This window comes from Aureimonas phyllosphaerae, from assembly GCF_047943035.1.
Lineage (GTDB): Bacteria > Pseudomonadota > Alphaproteobacteria > Rhizobiales > Rhizobiaceae > Aureimonas > Aureimonas phyllosphaerae.
In genome coordinates, this window is record NZ_CP181348.1 from 41473 (window position 1) to 59165 (window position 17693).

Genomic DNA, 17693 nt, shown 5'->3' on the forward strand with positions numbered 1-17693 from the left:
TCTAGCAGAGGCTTTCGATGTCCTCGTCGGTGAGCGTCGCCGGCACGATAGTGACCGGGACCGGGAAGGCCGAGCCCGAGCCCGCCACGGCCGAGACCAGCGGCCCCGGCCCTTCCGCGGCGTCGCTCGCGGCCAATACCAGGATCGCGATCTCGCGGTCGGCCTCGATCAGGCCGCGGATTTCGGCCACCGTCTTGCCCTCGCGCACCAGCGTCTCGGGCTCGATGCCGACCGCCTCCCGGACCTCGTCGGTCACCCGCGCCATGCGCGTTTCCGCCTCTTCCATTGCCTCGGCGCGCATGATGTCGCCGACCCCCAGCCATTGCTGGAAGTCCGCGCCGTCGATCACGTAGAGGAACACGACCGCGCCGCCCGACGCCTTGGCGCGCCGCGCCGCATAGGCGGCGGCACGCCCGCATTCGGGCGTCTCGTCGATGACGGCCAAGAACTTGCGGCGGCCGCCTTCGCCGCGCCCGAGTCGCTTCGATACCATGGCCGGACCATGCCAGCGCCGCGCCGGGGCGGCAAGCGGGCGAGCGGGCGTGGAGAGGCGGGGCTGCCGCCCCGGTCCCCGCTCGGGAAGGAATTCCCGAACCCTTCTTCTCATTCGACGATCTTTCCAAGAATGACGGGGGCCAGCGACCCCCGTCACCCCCGGACACTCTTCGAGTGAGGAGGGGTCCCAGGGACATCATGTCCCCTGGCGGGGTGCAGGGGCAGCGCCCCTGCCTGACCACCTCAGCCGTTCAGCAACCCGACGATGGACTTCACGTCGGCGAGCGTGCGGCCGGCGATGGCGCGGGCGCGCTCGGCGCCGTCGCGTAGGGTCCGGTCGATCTCGGCGGGATCATCGAGGATGCGGCGCATCTCGGTCGCGATCGGCGCGAGCTTGGCGACCGCGAGGTCGGCCAGCGCCGGCTTGAACTCGGAGAACGGGCGGCCGCCGTATTCGCCGAGGATGTCGGCCTTCGACCGGTTGTCGAGCGCGGCGAAGATGCCGACGAGGTTGTCGGCCTCGGGGCGCCCGGCGAGGCCCGCGGTCTCGGAGGGCAGCGCGTCCGGATCGGTCTTCGCCTTGCGGATCTTGCGCGAGATCGTCTCGGCATCGTCCGTCAGGTTGATGCGGCTGAGGTCGGACGGGTCCGACTTCGACATCTTCTTCGAGCCGTCCTTGAAGCTCATGACGCGCGTCGCCGGCCCCTCGATCAAGGGATCGGTCATCGGGAAGTAGCCCTGCACGGTCTCTTCGCCCATCGCGATCGGGTGCCCGAGGCCCTTGCCCGCGATGCGATCGGAGTAGTCGTGGTTGAACTTGGCGGCGATGTCGCGCGTCAGTTCCAGGTGCTGCTTCTGGTCCTCGCCGACCGGCACGAGCGTCGCGCGGTAGGCGAGGATGTCGGCAGCCATCAGGCTCGGATAGGCGAAGAGCCCGAGCGAGGCGCGCTCGCGATCCTTGCCGGCCTTTTCCTTGAACTGCGTCATGCGCTCCATCCAGCCGAGGCGGGCGACGCAGTTGAAGATCCAGGCGAGCTCGGCATGCTCGGGCACCCGGCTCTGGTTGAAGAGGATGTGCTTCTTTGGGTCGATGCCGCTCGCGATGAAGGCGGCGGCCACCTCGCGGATCGAGCGCTCCAGTTCCTCCGGCTCCTGGAACACCGTGATCGCATGAAGATCGACCACGCAGAACAGGCAGGGATACTGGTCCTGCAGCGCGACCCAGCGCCGGATCGCGCCGAGATAGTTGCCGAGATGCAAGTTTCCGGTCGGCTGGACGCCGGAGAACACGAGCGGCTGGAACGCGGCCATGGGACAGCTCCGAAGGCTTCAGCGGCCGTCGCGGCCGGTCGCGCGCTTATGGCGAAGCGGGACGCGCGCGGCAAGTCGCGCCGTGTCTGCTGGTTCTCGTCATTGAGCGAACGCCGGGCGTCGCTGGGAACCAACCGCACAACCCTTGCGTCTTCGCTGCACACCCGCTGCGCCCGGCAGCGGCCGCATAAGACACGAGGACACCTCCCATGAGCTTCTTCGACCGCATCAAGTCCAAGATCTTCGGCTCCGCCCACGCCGAGACGCCCGCCACCGAAGCCGCGCCGCAGGCCGGCACCGGCCCCGCGGCGACGCCGGCCTCGACCAGCCTTGGCGGCACCGCCGCGCCCGCCGGCCAGGCGACCGCGCCGAGCCCGCAGATCACGGCGCCCGCGAGCGGCGCGCCGGGGACCTCCGAGGTCGTGTCGCCGGCAACGGCGGGAACGTCGAGCCCGGTCGCCTCGACGCCCGGCGCCTCCAGCCTTCCTGCCTCGGCTCCGGCGGGCGCGGTGGATGTCGCCGCGATCCTCGACGGCAAGGCCAAGGGGGCCGGCCAGACGCTCAACTGGCGTCACTCGATCGTCGATCTCCTGAAGCTCCTCGACCTCGATTCCAGCCTCTCGGCCCGGCAGGAGCTGGCGAAGGAGCTCGGCTACACCGGCGACCACAACGATTCGGCCGCGATGAACACCTGGCTCCACCGGCAGGTGATGACGAAGCTGGCCGCCAACGGCGGCATGGTGCCGGCCGAGCTGCGCGACTGACGACCCTGGAGCCGGGCGGCCCTAGCCGGCCGCCCGTTTCCGCCGCACGAGCTTCAGCACCATGGCCCGGTCGGCCGCCCCGGTGAGGAAGGCCACTGCGAAGTAGATCAGCATGGCGACACCCGCGAGCGCCAGAACGGCCAGCGACTGGTGGATGACGTTGGGGTCCGATCCCATCCAGCGCTCCAGCGCCTCCAGCATCACGAGGAGCGCGCCGCCCATCAACGCGGCCGACAGGAACACCAGCCCGGCGCGGCGCAGGAGCTTGCCGTCGACGTGCCAGAGCCCCTGGCGCCGCAGTCCCTCGAACAGGAGGGCCGCGTTGATCCAGCCGGCCAGCGTCGTCGCAGCCGCGATGCCGCGCTCGGCGTAGAACCAGAACAGGACGAAGGACAGGACGGTGTTGGCGAGCGCCGAGATGCCGGTGACGATCATCGGCGTGCGCGTGTTCTCGCGCGCGAAGTAGCCGGGCGAGAAGACCTTGATGAGAACGAAGGCCGGCAGGCCGAGGGCGTAGAGGCCGAGGACGGCGGCGACCTTCTCGGTCGTGTCCGGCCCGAACGCGCCGCGCTCGTAGATCAGCCGGATGATCGGCTCCGGCATCACGAAGAGCGCGACGGCCGCCGGCACGGTCAGGAACAGCGCGAACTCGAGCGAGCGGTTCTGCGTGTGCTGCGCCTCCTCCAGCCGACCCGCCTTCAGGGCGCGTGCGAGCTCGGGCAGAAGCACGACGCCGATCGCGACGCCGACCATCCCGAGCGGCAGCTGATAGGGCCGGTCGGCATAGGTGAGGATCGACACGGCGCCGGGCTGGTAGGAGGCGATCGCCTGCCCGACGAAGAGGTTGATCTGGGTGATGCCGCCGATGAGGGCGGCGGGACCGGCGAGGATCAGGAGCCGCTTCAGGCCCGGCGTCCAGCGCGGCCGCCCGAGCAAGACCGAGAAGCCGGCCAGCCGCATGGCGAGCGTCACCATCAGAAGCTGGCCGACGCCCGCGGCGAGCACGCCCCAGCTCATCAGGAAGCCGATCGTCTGCTGGTCGGCCTTCGTCCACCACGCGTAGGCGAGGACGCCGATCAGGATGAAGTTGAGGAGGGTCGGCGCGGCCGCGGCGGCGAAGAAGCGGCGGAACGCGTTGAGGATGCCCGACACCATCGCCATCAGCGACATGCAGGCGAGATAGGGAAACATGATGCGCGAGAAGGCGACGGTGATGCCGAAGCGGTCCTCGCAGGAGAGCTGCTGGCGAAGCGTCTCGGGATCGTCGATGCAGGCGGCAAGGCCCGGCGCGATGATGGTCTTCACCAGGAACGGCATGAAGATCATGGCGACGACGGTCAGCCCCATCAGCACCACGAAGAGGGTCGCGAAGATCTCGGACGCGAAGCGCCGCGCGCCGGCCTCGCCCTCCTCCTCCAGCGAGCGGGCGAAAAGCGGGATGAAAGCGGCGTTGAACGCGCCTTCCGCAAACAGGCGCCGGAAGAGGTTGGGAAAGCGGAAGGCGAGGTTGAAGGCGTCCGCGACCGGCCCGATGCCGAGCGCGGAGGCCATCATCATCTCGCGCGTGAAGCCGAAGACGCGGCTGACGAGCGTCGCGCCACCGACGGTCGCGAATTTCTTGAGAAGGCTCAACTGACGATCCCGAAGGCAACCGGCGTCGGCTTGACGGAGGGGGAGGAAAGCTCGCCGTCCGGGTCCTCGAAGACCGAGAGGAGACGGCGGCGGATGCGGTCCGAACGTCCCTCGCCCGTCACCTTCATGCCGAGGAGATCGGTCACGTAGAAGACGTCGACCACCTTCTCGCCGTAGGTCGAGATATGGGCCGAGCGGATGTCGAGCGAGAGGTCGGAGATCGCGCCGGTGAGATCGGCCAGAAGCCCTGGCCGGTCGAGCCCCTCGACCTCCAGCACCGTCAGGCGGTTCGACAGCTCGTTGTGGATGTCGATGCGCGGGGGAAAGGCGAAGGACGGGCTTGTGCGGGGCGAACGACGACGGGCGATCAGCGCCGGGATCGCCTCGCGCCCGTTGAGGAGGCTCTCGATCGTGGCGGCGATGCGCGTCGCGCGGCGGAGCTCGTCGGCGTCCTCCGCGAACTCGCGGTTCAGCGTGACGATGTCGAGAGCCCGTCCGTCGGTCATCGTGAAGATTTGCGCGTCGGCGATGTTGGCGCCAGCCGAGGCGCAGCCGCCGGCGATCAGCGACAGGAGGCGCGGATGGTCGGGCGCCAGAACCGTGATCTCGGTCACGCCCCGGAACCGGTCGGTGCGCGCGATGGTGGCGAAGGTCCGCGCGCCGGCGTCGGCGTCGCGCACGAACTCGGCGTGGCGCACCTGCTCATCGATCGGCACCGACAGGAAATAGTTCTGGTAGTGGTGGTCGACCGCCGCCTCGCGCGCCTCAGCGTCCCAGGCCGACAGGCGGGCGCGCAGTTCGGCCTTGGCGGCCTGCGTGCGCTGCTCGCGCGAGGATTCTGAATATCCGCCGGTGAGCATCGGCTCGGTTTCGGCATAGAGCGTGCGGATGAGCTGGCCCTTCCAGCCGTTCCAGACGCCCGGGCCGACGGCGCGGATGTCGCAGACCGTCAGGATAGTCAGGAGCTTCAGCCGGTCCAGCGTCTGCACGCGGGCGGCGAAATCGCGGATCGTCTTGTGGTCGTTGAGGTCGCGCTGCTGCGCCACCATCGACATCACGAGGTGGTCGCGCACCAGCCAGGCGACGAGTTCGGTCTCGCCGGCATCGAGGCCGAGGCGCGGGCAGAGTTCCTCGGCGATCTCGGCGCCCGCGACCGAATGGTCCTCCGGCCGGCCCTTGGCGATATCGTGGATGAGAAGCGCGACGTAGAGCGGCACGCGGTCGCGGATCGTCGAGATGAAGCCGGAAGTCACCGGCAGCTCGCCGCCGAGATTGCCGCGCTCGAGCTTGGAGAGTTCCGCGATCGAGCGCAGGAGATGCTCGTCCACCGTGTAGTGGTGATACATGTTGAACTGCATCATCGCGACGATCTTGCCGAAGTCGGGCACGAAGCGGCCGAGCACCCCGGCCTCGTTCATCCGGCGCAGGTGGAAGGCCGGGTCCTCGCGGTCGGTCAGGACGTCGATGAAGAGGGAGTTGGCCTCCGGATTGCGGCGCAGGTCGTTGTCGATCAGGCGCAGCGAACGGCGGATCAGCTTCAGGGCGTCCGGGTGGTACTCCAGCCGATGGACCGCCGCGAGCTTGAAGATGCGCAGGAGGTTGACCGGATCAGCCACGAAGACGTGCCGGTCGGCCACGTTGATGCGGCCGTTGTCGACGAGGAATGACAGCGTGCCGGGAATGTGGCGCGAGCGGCGGCGCAGCGACTGGACGAAGCCGCGGATGCCCGGCACGTCCTTGGCCTTCTCCTCCTCCAGCGCCGCGCAGAAGATGCCGGTGAGGTCGCCGACGTCTTTCGCGATCAGGAAGTAGTGCTTCATGAAGCGTTCGACGTCGGTGAGGCCCGGATGCGACGTGTAGCCGAGACGCGCGGCGATCTCCGGCTGGATGTCGAAGGACAGGCGCTCCTCGGCCTTGCCGGTCAGGAAATGCATGTGGCAGCGCACGGCCCAGAGGAAGTCCTCGGCCTTGCCGAAGATCTGGCCCTCGCGCCGCGAGAAGACGCCGGCCGCCACCAGCGCCTCGCGCGTGTCGACGCGATAGTGGTCCTTGGCGATCCAGAACAGGGTGTGAAGGTCGCGAAGCCCGCCCTTGCCTTCCTTGACGTTGGGCTCGACGAGATAGCGCGTGTCGCCGCCCTTGGCGTGGCGCGCATCGCGCTCGGCGAGCTTGGCGGCGATGAAGGCGCGGCCCGTGCCCTCGACCACCTCGGCGTCGAAGCGGCGGCCGAGTTCGGCGAAGAGTTCGGCATCGCCGCAGATCAGCCGCCGCTCCAAGATCGCGGTACGGATGGTGAAATCGCTCTCCGACAGGCGCACGCTCTCCTCGACCGAGCGGGTCGCGTGGCCGACCTTCAGTCCGAGGTCCCAGAGAAGGTAGAGAAGATACTCGGCGACCTGCTCGCCGAGCGCCGTCTGCTTGTAGGGCAGGAGAAACAGGAGATCGATGTCGGAGCCGGGCGCCAGCGTCCCGCGCCCGTAGCCGCCGACGGCAAGGATCGCCATGCGCTCGCCGGACGACAGGTTGGTGGCGGCGAAGACGTGGTGGAGGGCGAAATCGTAGACGGCGCGGATCAACTCGTCCTGCAGCGCCGAGATGCGCGCGGCGCAGGGCAGCCCCCCACCGTCGGCGAACAGCATCGCCTCCGCGGCCTTCCGCCCGGCGACGTTGGCGGCCTTGAGGACGGCCAGCACCTTGGCACGAACCTCGGGCGTCGCGCAGGCCCCCGGCTTTTCCGACGGCACGAGGGCCCAGAGCGCCGCGCGCAGCGCCGCCGGGTCGACGATCTCGGCAAGGCGCAGGTCCTCGCCGTCGAGCGGGTGGCGCGCCGCGAAGCGGATGCCGGGTTTGGAGTGAACGCTCATCGGACTGCCTCATGCCGGCGCAACGCCGCCGCCGGTCGGCGGGCGTGAAAGCCCGTCCGTCCGGCGGCGGCGCTCTAGCATGGGCGAGCGGCCCTGACAAAAGGTTGCGCCGGGAGGGCCTCCACTCGGCGCGCGCGCGTTCAGGCGCCGACGATGGTCCCGCCGTTCGGGTGCATCACCTGTCCGGTAAAGTAGGAGCCGTCGTCGGAGGCGAGGAACAGGAGCGCCGAGGCGACCTCGTTCGGCTGGCCGGCGCGCTTCATCGGCACCTGGCTGCCGAAGCTCGCGACCTTCTCCTCGTCCATCGCCATCGGGATGAAGGGCGTCCAGATCGGACCCGGCGCGACGCCGTTCACGCGAATGCCCTTTTCCACGAGGTTGGAAGCCATCGAACGCGTGAAGGCGGTGATGGCGCCCTTGGTCGAGGAGTAGTCGATCAGGGTGTCGTTGCCCTTGTAGGAGTTGACCGAGGTCACGTTGACGATGGCCGCCCCGCTCTTGAGGTGATCGAGCGCGGCCTGCGTCATGTAGAAGTAGCCGTAGATGTTGGTCTCGAAGGTCTTGGCGAGCTGCTCCTCGGAGATCTCTCTGAGATCCTCCACCTCTTCCTGGTGGGCGGCGTTGTTGACGAGGATGTCGAGCTTGCCGAACGTGGCGACGGTCTTTTCGACGGCGTCCTTGCAGGCGGCCTTGGAGCGCACGTTGCCCTTGATCAGGAGCGCCTTGCGGCCCTCGCGCTCGACCAGCGCCTTGGTCTCCTCGGCGTCGCGGTCCTCGTCGAGATAGAGGATCGCGACATCGGCGCCCTCGCGCGCGAAGAGGACGGCGGTGGCGCGACCGATGCCGGAATCCCCACCCGTGATGATCGCCGTCTTGCCGGCAAGGCGACCGGATCCGGGAAAGCGCGGCTCGTAGTCCGGCCGCGGCGTCATCTCGTGCTCGAGGCCGGGATCGCGGGACTGGTGCTGGGCGGGAAAGTTCGACATGGCGCATGGCTCCTTCTGCGCGCCACCGGGGCGGCGCATCCGGGCAAGGAAGGCCGACGCGCCGCGGGCGTTCCCGCCCGGCTCCCCGCGCAAAGCGTGGCCGGGTAACGATCCGCGCGGTGCGTCAGGGCTTGGTGGCGACAAGCCCCTTCAGTCGATAGAGCGCTTCCAGCGCCTCGCGTGGGGTCAGGGCGTCCGGGTCGAGCGCTGCGAGCGCGTCCAGCGCGGGCGACGGCGGTGGGGCGGCAGGCGCGCGGGCGGCCTGCGAGAAGAGCGGCAGGTCGTCGAGGAAGGCGGTGCGCTTCTCGCCCTGGCCGGACCGCTCCAATTCCGACAGGATCTGCCGCGCCCGCTCGACCACGGCCGGCGGCAGGCCGGCAAGGCGCGCGACCTGGACACCGTAGGAGCGGTCGGCGACACCCGACGTCACCTCATGGAGGAAGATCACCTCGCCTTCCCACTCCTTGACGCGCACCGTCGCGTTGCGCAGGCGCTTCAGCCGCCCGGCCAGCGCCGTCATCTCGTGGAAGTGGGTGGCAAAAAGCGCACGGGCCCGGTTCACCTCGTGCAGGTGCTCGACCGCCGCAAAGGCGATCGACAGGCCGTCATAGGTCGAGGTGCCGCGTCCGATCTCGTCGAGCACGACCAGCGTACGCTCGGTCGCCTGATTGAGGATCGCAGCGGTCTCGACCATCTCGACCATGAAGGTCGAGCGACCTTCGGCAAGGTCGTCGGACGCGCCGACGCGGCTGAACAGGCGATCCACGACGCCGATATGGGCCTTCGTCGCCGGCACGAAGGCGCCGATCTGCGCGAGCACCGCGATCAGCGCGTTCTGGCGCAGAAAGGTCGACTTGCCGCCCATGTTGGGACCGGTGATGAGCCAGATCGCGCCGGCACCGCCCGCCTTGCCGGACACGCCCTGCGGCGGCGACAGGTCGCAGTCGTTGGCGACGAAGGACTGGCCGCCGCCCTTCAGCGCCGCCTCGACCACCGGATGGCGGCCGCACTCGATGAAGAAGGCGAGCGAGCCGTCGACCACGGGCCGGACCCAGTCCGCGGCGACCGCGAGTTCGGCGAGCCCCGCCGACACGTCGATCACGGCGAGAGCGTCGCTGACGGCGCGGATGGCGTCGATCTCGGCGAGCACCGCGTCACGCAAGCCCGAGAAGAGCGCAAGCTCGATCGCAAGAGCCTTCGAGCCCGCCTCGGTGATGCGGGCCTCGAGGTCGGCGAGTTCCGGCGTCGAGAAGCGCATGGCGGAGGCGAGCGTCTGGCGATGGTGGAAGCCGTCCCCCGCCAGCATCGCCGGCCCCTGCGCCTCCGGCACCTCGACGAAATAGCCGAGCACGTTGTTGTGCTTGACCTTCAGGGAGCGGATACCGGTCTCGCCGGCATAGCGCGCCTGCAGTTCGGCGACGACGCGGCGCGAGTGGTCGCGCAGTGCCCGCGTCTCGTCGAGATCGGGATCGGCCCCGGCGCGCACGAAACCGCCGTCGCGGCGCTGCAGCGGCAGATCGTCGGCGAGCGTGTCGGTGAGGCTTACGGCGAGCGCCTGCGGCCGGGCCTCGAGCGCTGCGAGCGCCTCGGCCAGCTCGTGCCCGAGGTCCGCGCCAGCGAGTTCGCGCGCGATCGCGCCGGCCCGCTCCAGCCCTTCGGCGAGCGCGCCGAGATCGCGTGGGCCACCACGATCGAGGCCAAGCCGCGACAGGGCGCGCTCGATGTCGGGCAGGCCGCGCAGGCATTCGCGCAGGCGACGGCGCAGCGTGCCCTCCTCCGCCAAAACCGCCACGCTGTCCTGCCGTTCGGAAATCCCAGCCGGATCGGTCAGCGGCAGGGCGAGGCGCGCGCCCAGAAGTCGGGAGCCCGCGCCCGTCAGGCAGCGGTCGATCGTGGCGAGCAGCGAGCCCTGCCGCTTGCCCGCGACGGTGCGGGTCAGCTCGAGGCTCGCGCGCGTCGCCGGGTCGATCCTAAGATACGAGCCCGCTTCCACGCGGCGCGGCGGCGAGAGCGGCGGATGCGCCTTCAGCTGCGTGCGGGCGAGATAGGCGAGAAGCGCCGCGCCCGCCGACAGCTCGGCCCGCCCGAACGTGCCGAACCCGTCCAGCGTGGAGACGCCGAAGAAACGGCACAGGCGCTCCTCGGCCGTCGCGCCGTCGAAGAGCACCGCCGGCTCGACGCGCAGGCGCCGCCCCAGCCGCTGCACGAGCGGGCCGAGCGCCTCGTCGGTGGCCAGCGTGTCGGCGACCACGACCTCGGACGGCTCCATCGCCAAGACGTCGGCGGCAAGCTGATCGGCGCTCGTCTGCGCGATGCGGAAAAGGCCGGTCGACAGGTCGGTCCAGGCGATCGCATAGGCGCCCGCGGCCCCGCCGATTCGCGACAGGCACATGAGGTAGTTCGGCCGGCCGGGCTCGAGCAGCGTTTCCTCGGTGATCGTGCCGGGCGTGACGAGGCGCACCACGTCGCGCCGCACCACCGACTTGGCCCCGCGCTTCTTGGCCTCGGCGGGATCCTCGACCTGCTCGCAGACGGCGACGCGAAAGCCGAGGCCGATCAGCTTCTGCAGATAGTCGTCGGAGGAGACGACCGGCACGCCCGCCATCGGGATGTCGGCGCCCAGATGCTTGCCGCGCTTCGTCAGCGTGATGCCGAGCGCAGCGGAGGCCTCCACCGCGTCGTTGAAGAAGAGCTCGTAGAAATCGCCCATCCGGTAGAACAGGAGGCAGTCGGCGTGACGCTCCTTAATCTCGAGGAACTGCGCCATCATCGGCGTCGGCGCGGCGTCGCCCACGGCAGCCGGCCCCATGTCGGGGGCCTGTCGCGGTTCGCGGTCGGGTCGCAGGATGTCGAGCATGGGTGCATGGATAACGGCGCCTGCCCCGGGGCGGAAGCCTGACGCCCCCTGCCGTCCCCAGGATTTCCGAGGGAACACGCACCATTCATCGGGCATTCAACAACCGCATGCGAGACTGACGGTCTGCAGGCGTCCATGATTTTGCCGAAGGCTAGTGCTAGAACGCGATCAGGATGGATTTTGCTCGATGCGCGGTGCTGAAGGCTGCGCGTCCGGGGACAGGCGATGACACGGATCGACGGATTTTCGAGGATCGGCGGGGCGGCGCTGGCGGCGCTCCTTCTCATGGGCGGTGCCGGTGCGGCGCTGGCGCAGGACCAGAAGGAGCGGGTCAACGTCTACCAGTACGCGGTCGACCACCCGCAGGCCGACGCGCAGATGAGAAGCGCGCCGAGCCTCGGCGCATCGGTTCCCCAGACGGTGGAACTCGCCCGCGTCGAGGGCGACCAGGACTATGGCTACTTCTACTTCGACGGGCGCCCGGTGCTGGTCGACATGCGCACCCGCTCCGTGGTCCGCGTCGACCAGTAGGGATCGGCTCGCAGCCGGGCGGGCTCAGGCCGCGAAGCGGCTCGCGTCGGCCCCATAGTGACTGACATAGCGAGGGTTGATCCGCGACACCGGTAGCACCACGAGAACGTCGGTGGTGCCGAACTGGTGGTCGACCACCGCATCCTCGCCGACATAGCCGCCGATCCGCAGGTAGCCCTTCAGGAGCGGCGGCAGCGTGCCCAGCGCACGTTTGGGATCGGCGCAGACGGTGCCGGCCGGCAGCGTCAAGCGGCGTCCGGTGACCGCGCGCACGCGCCATTCGTCCGGCGCCGGCGCACTGTCGCGCAGGAGCGCCAGGGCGTCGGACAGCTTGGACAGGTCCGTGCCGGCGAGCGAGGCGCAGCCGAACAGGACGTCGATCCGGTGCTCCAGCACATAGGCCCAGATGCCCTGCCACAGGAGTTCGACGGTGCGCTTGCCGCGATAGTCGGGCAGGACGCAGGAGCGGCCGAGTTCGAGGAAGCGAAGCCCGGCATGGCGGGCGACCAGACGGTCGATCTCGAACTCGCCGGCCGTGTAGAAGCCGGGCGAGCGGCCCTTGGTGGCCTGCCGCAGGAGGCGATAGGTACCGACGATCTGCGCCGTGCCCTCGCCCGCCCTCGCGCGGTCGAAGACGAGAAGATGATCGCAGAAGCGGTCGAACCCGTCGGCGTCGCGACGCGTCATCTTCTGGAGCGGCGACGGCTTGGCGCTCATCTCCTCGTAGAAGACCTGGTAGCGCAATTCCTGCGCCGCCCGGATCTCGGCCTTGGTGCGGGCCAGCCGCACCTCGAGCCCGCCCAGACGCCCGAGGACCGGCGCGCGCGGGTCGAGCGGCGCGGTGAGGCTGCGCGGCGCCGAGGGGATCAGCGAGAGCATGCGCTTCGACAAGGGCTCGCCGGTGCGGGCGGCGTGCGAACCGAGGGTGGCGGCAAATCCCATCTTCGCGTCTCCTGCTGGCGATCGAACCATCGGGTCGCCCTCGAATTAGCCGATGGCGGCGACGGTTTCGTGACGAGCGTCTCGCGTCGAGACGGCCGCTCCGGATCGCCCGTCCCGTGTTTCCGCTCCTTTCACGAAAACGTCAACTGTCCGCCGTCTTGCCACCCTCGGCGTCGCGCTTCTTCCGGTGGAGGACGAACTCGTCGAGGAGGATCAGCGCCGCGCCGACCGAGATGAACGCGTCGGCGAGGTTGAAGACGGCAAAGCTCCAGACCGGCGTGTGGAAGAGGATGTAGTCGACGACATAGCCGAGCGAGACGCGGTCGATCAGGTTGCCGATCGCGCCGCCCACGATGATGGCGAAGCCGAACTGCGTGAGCTTGCGGTCGGCGGGCGTGTTCCACCAGAGCCAGCCGACGAAGCCGAGCACCACGACCGAGATCGCGGCAAGGCCAAGGCCGTGGAAGCCGTCCAGCATGGAGAAGGCGATGCCCTCGTTGCGGGCGTGGAAGAGGGCGAGGAACGGCAGGACCTCGATCACCTCGCCGAGCCCCATCGTGTCGACGACGAGGCGCTTGATGCCCTGGTCGAGCGCCACCGCGAGCGCGACGATCGAAAGGGCGGACAGGAGACGGGGCATCACAGCGAGAGGCTCCCGCGGCGCGCTTCGAAGATCATCAGGCCGGTGGCGACCGCAAGGTTCAGGCTGTCGGCGCGCCCGACCTGCGGAATGCGTACCAGCGTGTCGCAGGCGCTGGCGAGCGCGTCGGACAAGCCGGACTGCTCGTTGCCCATCAGGAGAAGCGTCGGCTTCGACCCGTAGGCCGGCTTGCGGAAGTCGGTCTCGCCGCGCATGTGCGTGCCGACGACGAGACCGGAGAAGCCCTTGCGGAAGGCGAGGAAGGCGGCCTCGTCGGCCTTGGCGACGGGCACTGCGAAGATCGAGCCCATCGTCGCGCGCACGGCCTCCAGCGAGAACGGGTCCACGCTCTCGCCGACGAGCACGACGCCCTTGGCGCCCGCGGCGTCGGCGGTGCGCAGGATCGTGCCGAGATTGCCGGGATCACGCACCCGGTCGAGGACGACCAGCAGCCCGTCGCGCCCGAGATCGATCCGGTCGAGCCGCGCCGTCTTCTGGCGGAACACGCCGATCGCGCTCTGCGGGTTGTCGCGGCGCGAGATGGCGGCGAGCACCTTGTCGCTGGCCTCCAGCACGTCGGCCCCGCCGGCCACCGTGCGCGCGGCGGTCTTCGACAGGAGGTCGGAATGCAGCTGCGTCTTGGCGGCGATCAGGGTGTCGATCGTCCAGCCCGCGTCGAGCGCGTCGATCACGAGCTTCAGCCCCTCGGCCAGAAACAGGCCGGTCTCCTCGCGGTGCTTCTTGAGCGCGAGGTTGCGGATGTCCTTGACGATCGGGTTGGAGACGCTCGTCACCTCCTTGACCCGGCCGGGCGCCGAGGTGGCGGGGCGGCGGGGGGCTTCGCGGTCGGTCAAGCGGACACCCATCTGGAAAAGAGCGAGGTGGACAGGTGGCGGGCGTCCTCGCCCTCCTCCCGGATGACGAGTTCGCCGGATTCCACCGTGCCGCCAAGGCCCCGCATCGCCTCGCCCATCAGCGCCGAAAGCGAGTAGAACGAGGAGCGGATGGAATAGGCGGTGAGAACGAGCGCGAGCGGACGGTCCGACAGGAGCTGGCGCATCAGGACGAGAAGATGCGGCAGATCCTCGAAGAGCTGCCAGACCTCGCCCTTGGGACCACGGCCGAACTTCGGCGGATCGAGGAGGATGATCTCGTAGGCCGAGCCGCGGCGCGCCTCGCGCTCGGCATAGCGCACGGCGTCCTCGCAGATCCAGCGGATCGGCGCGCTGGACAGGCCGGCAAGTTCGGCATTCTCGCGCGCCCAGCCGATGGCGCGCTTGGAGGCGTCGACATGCGTCACCTCGGCGCCCGCGCGCGCGGCCAGAAGCGAGGCGAGGCCGGTGTAGCCGAAAAGGTTGAGGACGCGCACGGGCCGCTGGTGCCGCTCGCGTTCGCGCTCGATCGTCTCGGTCATGAAGCGCCAGTGCACGGCCTGCTCGGGGAACACGCCGACATGCCGGAACGAGGTGAAGCGGCCGAGATAGGGCAGGCCGTCCTGGCGCATCGGCCAGGTCTCGCCGAGCGGCGTCGCGGGGAAGCGCCAGCGGCCGGCGCCCTCCTCGTCGGTGTCGCCGGTGAAGATCGCATCGGCCCCGTCCCAGCGGGCGGTCGCCATGCGCCGGGGCCAGATCGCCTGGTTCTCGGGGCGCCGGATCGTCAGCGGTCCGTAGCGCTCGAGCTTCTCGCCGTCGCCCGAATCCAGAAGCGCGTAGTCGGCGCCCGGCTCGACCTCGAGGACGACCGGCGCCCGGAACGCGGGACGCTCCCCCTTCGGCCACTCGACGGCCGGACGCTCGCGCCGGTTCTCGCGCGCGATCTCCTCGACGCTTTCGCGCCGGGGTGGCTCGGCGGCGGCGGCCGGCGCGGGCGGGCGCGGCCTCTCTCCGGTCGGCTTGGCCGAACGGGGCGCCGGCCGCTCGGCCGGGCGCTCGCGCCGACCGGACTTGCCCTGCCCCTTGGGTCTGTCGTTCCTCATTGGCGGCTCATAGCGTATCGCGGGGGCGGACGGCAAACGGTGCCGGCTTGGCAAAGCGCCTCGCCGGTTCCATTCTCCCGCCGTGCCGGCCACAGGGCCGGCGGGGAGGATAGGACATGGATCTCAAGGGCGAATACCGCCTGCCCGCGCCGCGCGAGACGGTCTGGGCGCTGCTCAACGACCCGGCGGTTCTGAAGGCGTGCATCCCGGGCTGCCAGGAACTGGAGGTGACCGGCGAGAACGAGATGGCGGCGACCGTCGTCGCCAAGGTCGGCCCGGTGAAAGCGACCTTCACGGGCCAGGTGCGGCTGGAGAACATCGTCCCGCCGGAGAGCTATTCGATCGTCGGCGAGGGCAAGGGCGGCATCGCGGGCTTCGCATCGGGCGGCGCCGACGTGCATCTGGCCGACGAGGGCGCCGAGACGGTCCTCACCTATACGGTGGACGCGAAGGTCGGCGGCAAGATCGCACAGCTCGGCGGTCGCCTCGTCGATTCGTCCGCCAAGAAGCTCGCCGGCCAGTTCTTCGACAACCTCGCCGCCCGCGTCAGCGGCGAGGAACCGGCGTCCTCCGAGGTGGCCGACGCCTGACGCTCAGACCGCGGCCGGGCCGGACAGGGCCGGCCGCACCTCGCCGGGCGCGGCGATCGCGGGACCGGAGGCGCGGACCTGCTCCTCGCGCATGCGACGCAGGCGCTCGTTGCCGACGGCGACCTCGTGTCGGAGGTTCTCGACCTCGTCGGTCCGGCGCGCGGCGCGGGCGCGGTAGTGGTGCTGGGTGAACCAGGTGCCGAGGCCGCCCAGGATCAGGCCGAGGATCACCGCGCCGATCAGGAGCACGAAGAGCGGGACCTCGTAGACGAACTGCGGCATGGTGCCGATCGGATCGAGCGACACGGGCACCGGCGCCCGGTTGGCGACGCAGAACACCACGAGCAGGATGGCCAGCGGCCCGAGCACGAGGAGGGTGAGGATCTTCGAGATCATGGTCTGTCCGTCTTGAAGGGCGTGGGGCGACGGGCCGCCCGGCCGCACGCCCGCGGGTCCGGGCATCGGATGTAGGTATGGAGGGGGAGCCCCGCGTCAATCGCCGGCGGGACGAGAGCCCGAGGAGGGCTCAGGCGTCGTTCAGGCGCTCGCGCAGTTCCTTGCCGGTCTTGAAGAAGGGCACCCACTTCTCCTCCACCTCGACCGCCTCGCCGGTGCGCGGGTTGCGGCCGGCGCGCGGCGGGCGATTCTTGACCGAGAAGGCGCCGAAGCCGCGCAGCTCGACCCGGTTGCCGTCGCAGAGCGCCTGCGTGATCTCGTCGAAGATCGCGTTCACGATGGTCTCGACATCCCGCTGGTAAAGATGCGGATTGCGGCCGGCGATGATCTGCACGAGTTCTGACTTGATCACGATACGTTGTCTCCGGAGCGCAACCCGAAGGCGCAGCGGGCCGGCGCCCCACACGCAAAACCCAAAACGCCTGCAACTTCAATTGGATGGCACGGCTCGGCCGTGCGCCTGCTAATGGCCGGGAGGCTGCCAGAGCGATACCATCCCGTCAAGGCGGCCGGTGGCGCCGGCCACGGCCTGCGCGAGGCCGGAGGCGGCGGGATCGAAGCCGAGAAGGCTGACGGCGAGGGCCCGGGCGCCGGACGACAGGCCCCAGCGCCCCTCGCTTTCGGGCTCGCGTTCCACGATCTCGAGCCCCTTGGGCACGCCGCGCTCGTCCTCCAGCCAGCGCCGCACCTCCGCCTCGCCGCCGAGCGCATCGACCAGCCGGTTGGCGAGTCCCTGCTCGCCCGAGAAGACAGAGCCGTCGGCGAGCGCGTCGGTCTCGGCCGGCGTGAAGCCACGCCGTTCGGTGACGAGGCGCTTGAACCAGTCGAACGAACTGTTGACGAGCCTGCCGATCATCTCGCGCGCTTCCGGCGGCGCGGGATCGAAGGGCGAGGGCTCCGCCTTCAGGGGCGAGGATTTCACCGCCGCCACGTCGACGCCGATTCGGCCGAGCAGGACGGAGGCGTCGACATACTGGAACAGAACGCCGATCGAGCCGACGATGGAGGAATGGTGCGCGACGATCCGGTCGGTCGCCATCGCCACCATGTAGCCGGCGGAGGCCGCGAGCTGTCCGACCTCGGCCGCCACGGGCTTCGCCTCGGCCAGACGCCGAACCGCGTGGAACAGCGTCTCGCCCCCGACCGTGGTGCCGCCCGGCGAGTTGACCTTGACGATCACCGCCTTCACCGCGTCGTCCTCGGCGAGATCCTCGAGAAGGTCGAGCATCTTGCGGTCTTCGGTAATGACGCCCGAGACCTCGACGCGCGCGATCATGGGGCCGAGCCCTGCGCCCGGCCGCCAGCCGGCGGCCAGGACCGCCAGGAGCACCGCGAGCGCCAGGCCGCAAAGCGCCACCACACGCCAGAACGACAGCTTGCGGCGCAGCCGCCGCCGGTCGATGATCCCTTGTGCGTCCATGCCGCGCCCCGCCTGGCCTTCGAACTTTCGGGGGTCAGCGATAGACGGACCTGCGCGGCTTGCCAAGCGTCGCCTGGGCCGCACCCGGAGCGTTCGCGCCGGGCCTCGCGCGGAATGGTTTTACCATGTAAAAACCCTATATCGCGCATAAACGACGCGGGATGCGGAGCCGCCTTCCGGCCGCGCAACCGCATTTCCCCGTCCGATTCGTTCCGGAGCCCCCTTCATTC

General features: G+C 69.8%; 16 protein-coding genes. 3 read left to right on the forward strand and 13 right to left on the reverse strand.

Going from position 1 to position 17693, the window contains the following annotated elements; all coding sequences use genetic code 11:
• Position 1: 1 nt before the first annotated feature.
• Positions 2-493: a universal stress protein gene (locus ACLNGM_RS00210; RefSeq protein ID WP_055893609.1), complete on the reverse strand. Its 492-nt coding sequence runs from the start codon at positions 491-493 to the stop codon at positions 2-4.
• A 245-nt stretch (positions 494-738) separates the two neighbouring features.
• The gene (gene trpS / locus ACLNGM_RS00215; protein ID WP_416356695.1) at positions 739-1806 is read right to left on the reverse strand and encodes a tryptophan--tRNA ligase; all 1068 of its coding nucleotides are present in this window, start codon (positions 1804-1806) and stop codon (positions 739-741) included.
• Between the two features lie 209 nt (positions 1807-2015).
• Between trpS and ACLNGM_RS00220 the strand changes: the two genes are divergently transcribed.
• On the forward strand, positions 2016-2570 hold the full coding sequence (locus ACLNGM_RS00220) for a DUF3597 domain-containing protein (protein WP_416356696.1): 555 nt from the start codon (positions 2016-2018) through the stop codon (positions 2568-2570).
• Between the two features lie 21 nt (positions 2571-2591).
• Here the strand turns inward: ACLNGM_RS00220 and murJ are convergent, their stop codons facing one another.
• From murJ to mutS, 4 genes are all read right to left on the reverse strand, one after another.
• Positions 2592-4202 (reverse strand): murein biosynthesis integral membrane protein MurJ, encoded by a 1611-nt coding sequence (gene murJ / locus ACLNGM_RS00225; RefSeq protein ID WP_416356697.1) that lies wholly within the window; start codon positions 4200-4202, stop codon positions 2592-2594.
• Positions 4199-7066 (reverse strand): [protein-PII] uridylyltransferase, encoded by a 2868-nt coding sequence (locus tag ACLNGM_RS00230; RefSeq protein ID WP_416356698.1) that lies wholly within the window; start codon positions 7064-7066, stop codon positions 4199-4201. The genes murJ and ACLNGM_RS00230 overlap by 4 nt, the downstream gene beginning before the upstream one ends.
• 140 nt (positions 7067-7206) lie before the next feature.
• The gene (locus ACLNGM_RS00235; protein WP_416356699.1) at positions 7207-8052 is read right to left on the reverse strand and encodes an SDR family oxidoreductase; all 846 of its coding nucleotides are present in this window, start codon (positions 8050-8052) and stop codon (positions 7207-7209) included.
• A 124-nt stretch (positions 8053-8176) separates the two neighbouring features.
• Positions 8177-10861, reverse strand: a complete 2685-nt coding sequence (mutS, locus tag ACLNGM_RS00240; RefSeq protein ID WP_416356700.1) for a DNA mismatch repair protein MutS — start codon at positions 10859-10861, stop codon at positions 8177-8179.
• A gap of 273 nt (positions 10862-11134) precedes the next feature.
• On the opposite strand from mutS, the gene ACLNGM_RS00245 reads away from it, so the two are divergent.
• Positions 11135-11440 (forward strand): DUF1236 domain-containing protein, encoded by a 306-nt coding sequence (locus ACLNGM_RS00245; protein WP_416356701.1) that lies wholly within the window; start codon positions 11135-11137, stop codon positions 11438-11440.
• Between the two features lie 24 nt (positions 11441-11464).
• Here the strand turns inward: ACLNGM_RS00245 and ACLNGM_RS00250 are convergent, their stop codons facing one another.
• From ACLNGM_RS00250 to ACLNGM_RS00265, 4 genes are all read right to left on the reverse strand, one after another.
• Positions 11465-12319 carry a GNAT family N-acetyltransferase gene (locus ACLNGM_RS00250; protein WP_416358524.1) on the reverse strand — a complete coding sequence of 285 codons (855 nt, stop codon included), beginning with the start codon at positions 12317-12319 and terminating at the stop codon, positions 11465-11467.
• Between the two features lie 205 nt (positions 12320-12524).
• Positions 12525-13022 (reverse strand): signal peptidase II, encoded by a 498-nt coding sequence (lspA, locus tag ACLNGM_RS00255; protein ID WP_416356702.1) that lies wholly within the window; start codon positions 13020-13022, stop codon positions 12525-12527.
• Positions 13022-13888: a TrmH family RNA methyltransferase gene (locus ACLNGM_RS00260; RefSeq protein WP_416356703.1), complete on the reverse strand. Its 867-nt coding sequence runs from the start codon at positions 13886-13888 to the stop codon at positions 13022-13024. The genes lspA and ACLNGM_RS00260 overlap by 1 nt, the downstream gene beginning before the upstream one ends.
• Positions 13873-14997, reverse strand: coding sequence for a class I SAM-dependent methyltransferase (locus ACLNGM_RS00265; RefSeq protein WP_416356704.1), 1125 nt, complete (start codon positions 14995-14997; stop codon positions 13873-13875). Before ACLNGM_RS00265 ends, ACLNGM_RS00260 begins: the two co-directional genes overlap by 16 nt.
• A gap of 116 nt (positions 14998-15113) precedes the next feature.
• Between ACLNGM_RS00265 and ACLNGM_RS00270 the strand changes: the two genes are divergently transcribed.
• The gene (locus ACLNGM_RS00270; protein WP_416356705.1) at positions 15114-15587 is read left to right on the forward strand and encodes a CoxG family protein; all 474 of its coding nucleotides are present in this window, start codon (positions 15114-15116) and stop codon (positions 15585-15587) included.
• Positions 15588-15590: 3 nt separating this feature from the next.
• Here the strand turns inward: ACLNGM_RS00270 and ACLNGM_RS00275 are convergent, their stop codons facing one another.
• From ACLNGM_RS00275 to sppA, 3 genes are all read right to left on the reverse strand, one after another.
• Entirely contained in the window at positions 15591-15983 is a 393-nt protein-coding gene (locus ACLNGM_RS00275; RefSeq protein WP_416356706.1) for a lipopolysaccharide assembly protein LapA domain-containing protein, read from the reverse strand.
• Positions 15984-16113: 130 nt separating this feature from the next.
• Entirely contained in the window at positions 16114-16395 is a 282-nt protein-coding gene (locus ACLNGM_RS00280) for an integration host factor subunit beta (RefSeq protein ID WP_055893642.1), read from the reverse strand.
• 111 nt (positions 16396-16506) lie between these two features.
• Entirely contained in the window at positions 16507-17463 is a 957-nt protein-coding gene (gene sppA, locus ACLNGM_RS00285; RefSeq protein ID WP_416356707.1) for a signal peptide peptidase SppA, read from the reverse strand.
• Between the last annotated feature and the right edge of the window lie 230 nt (positions 17464-17693).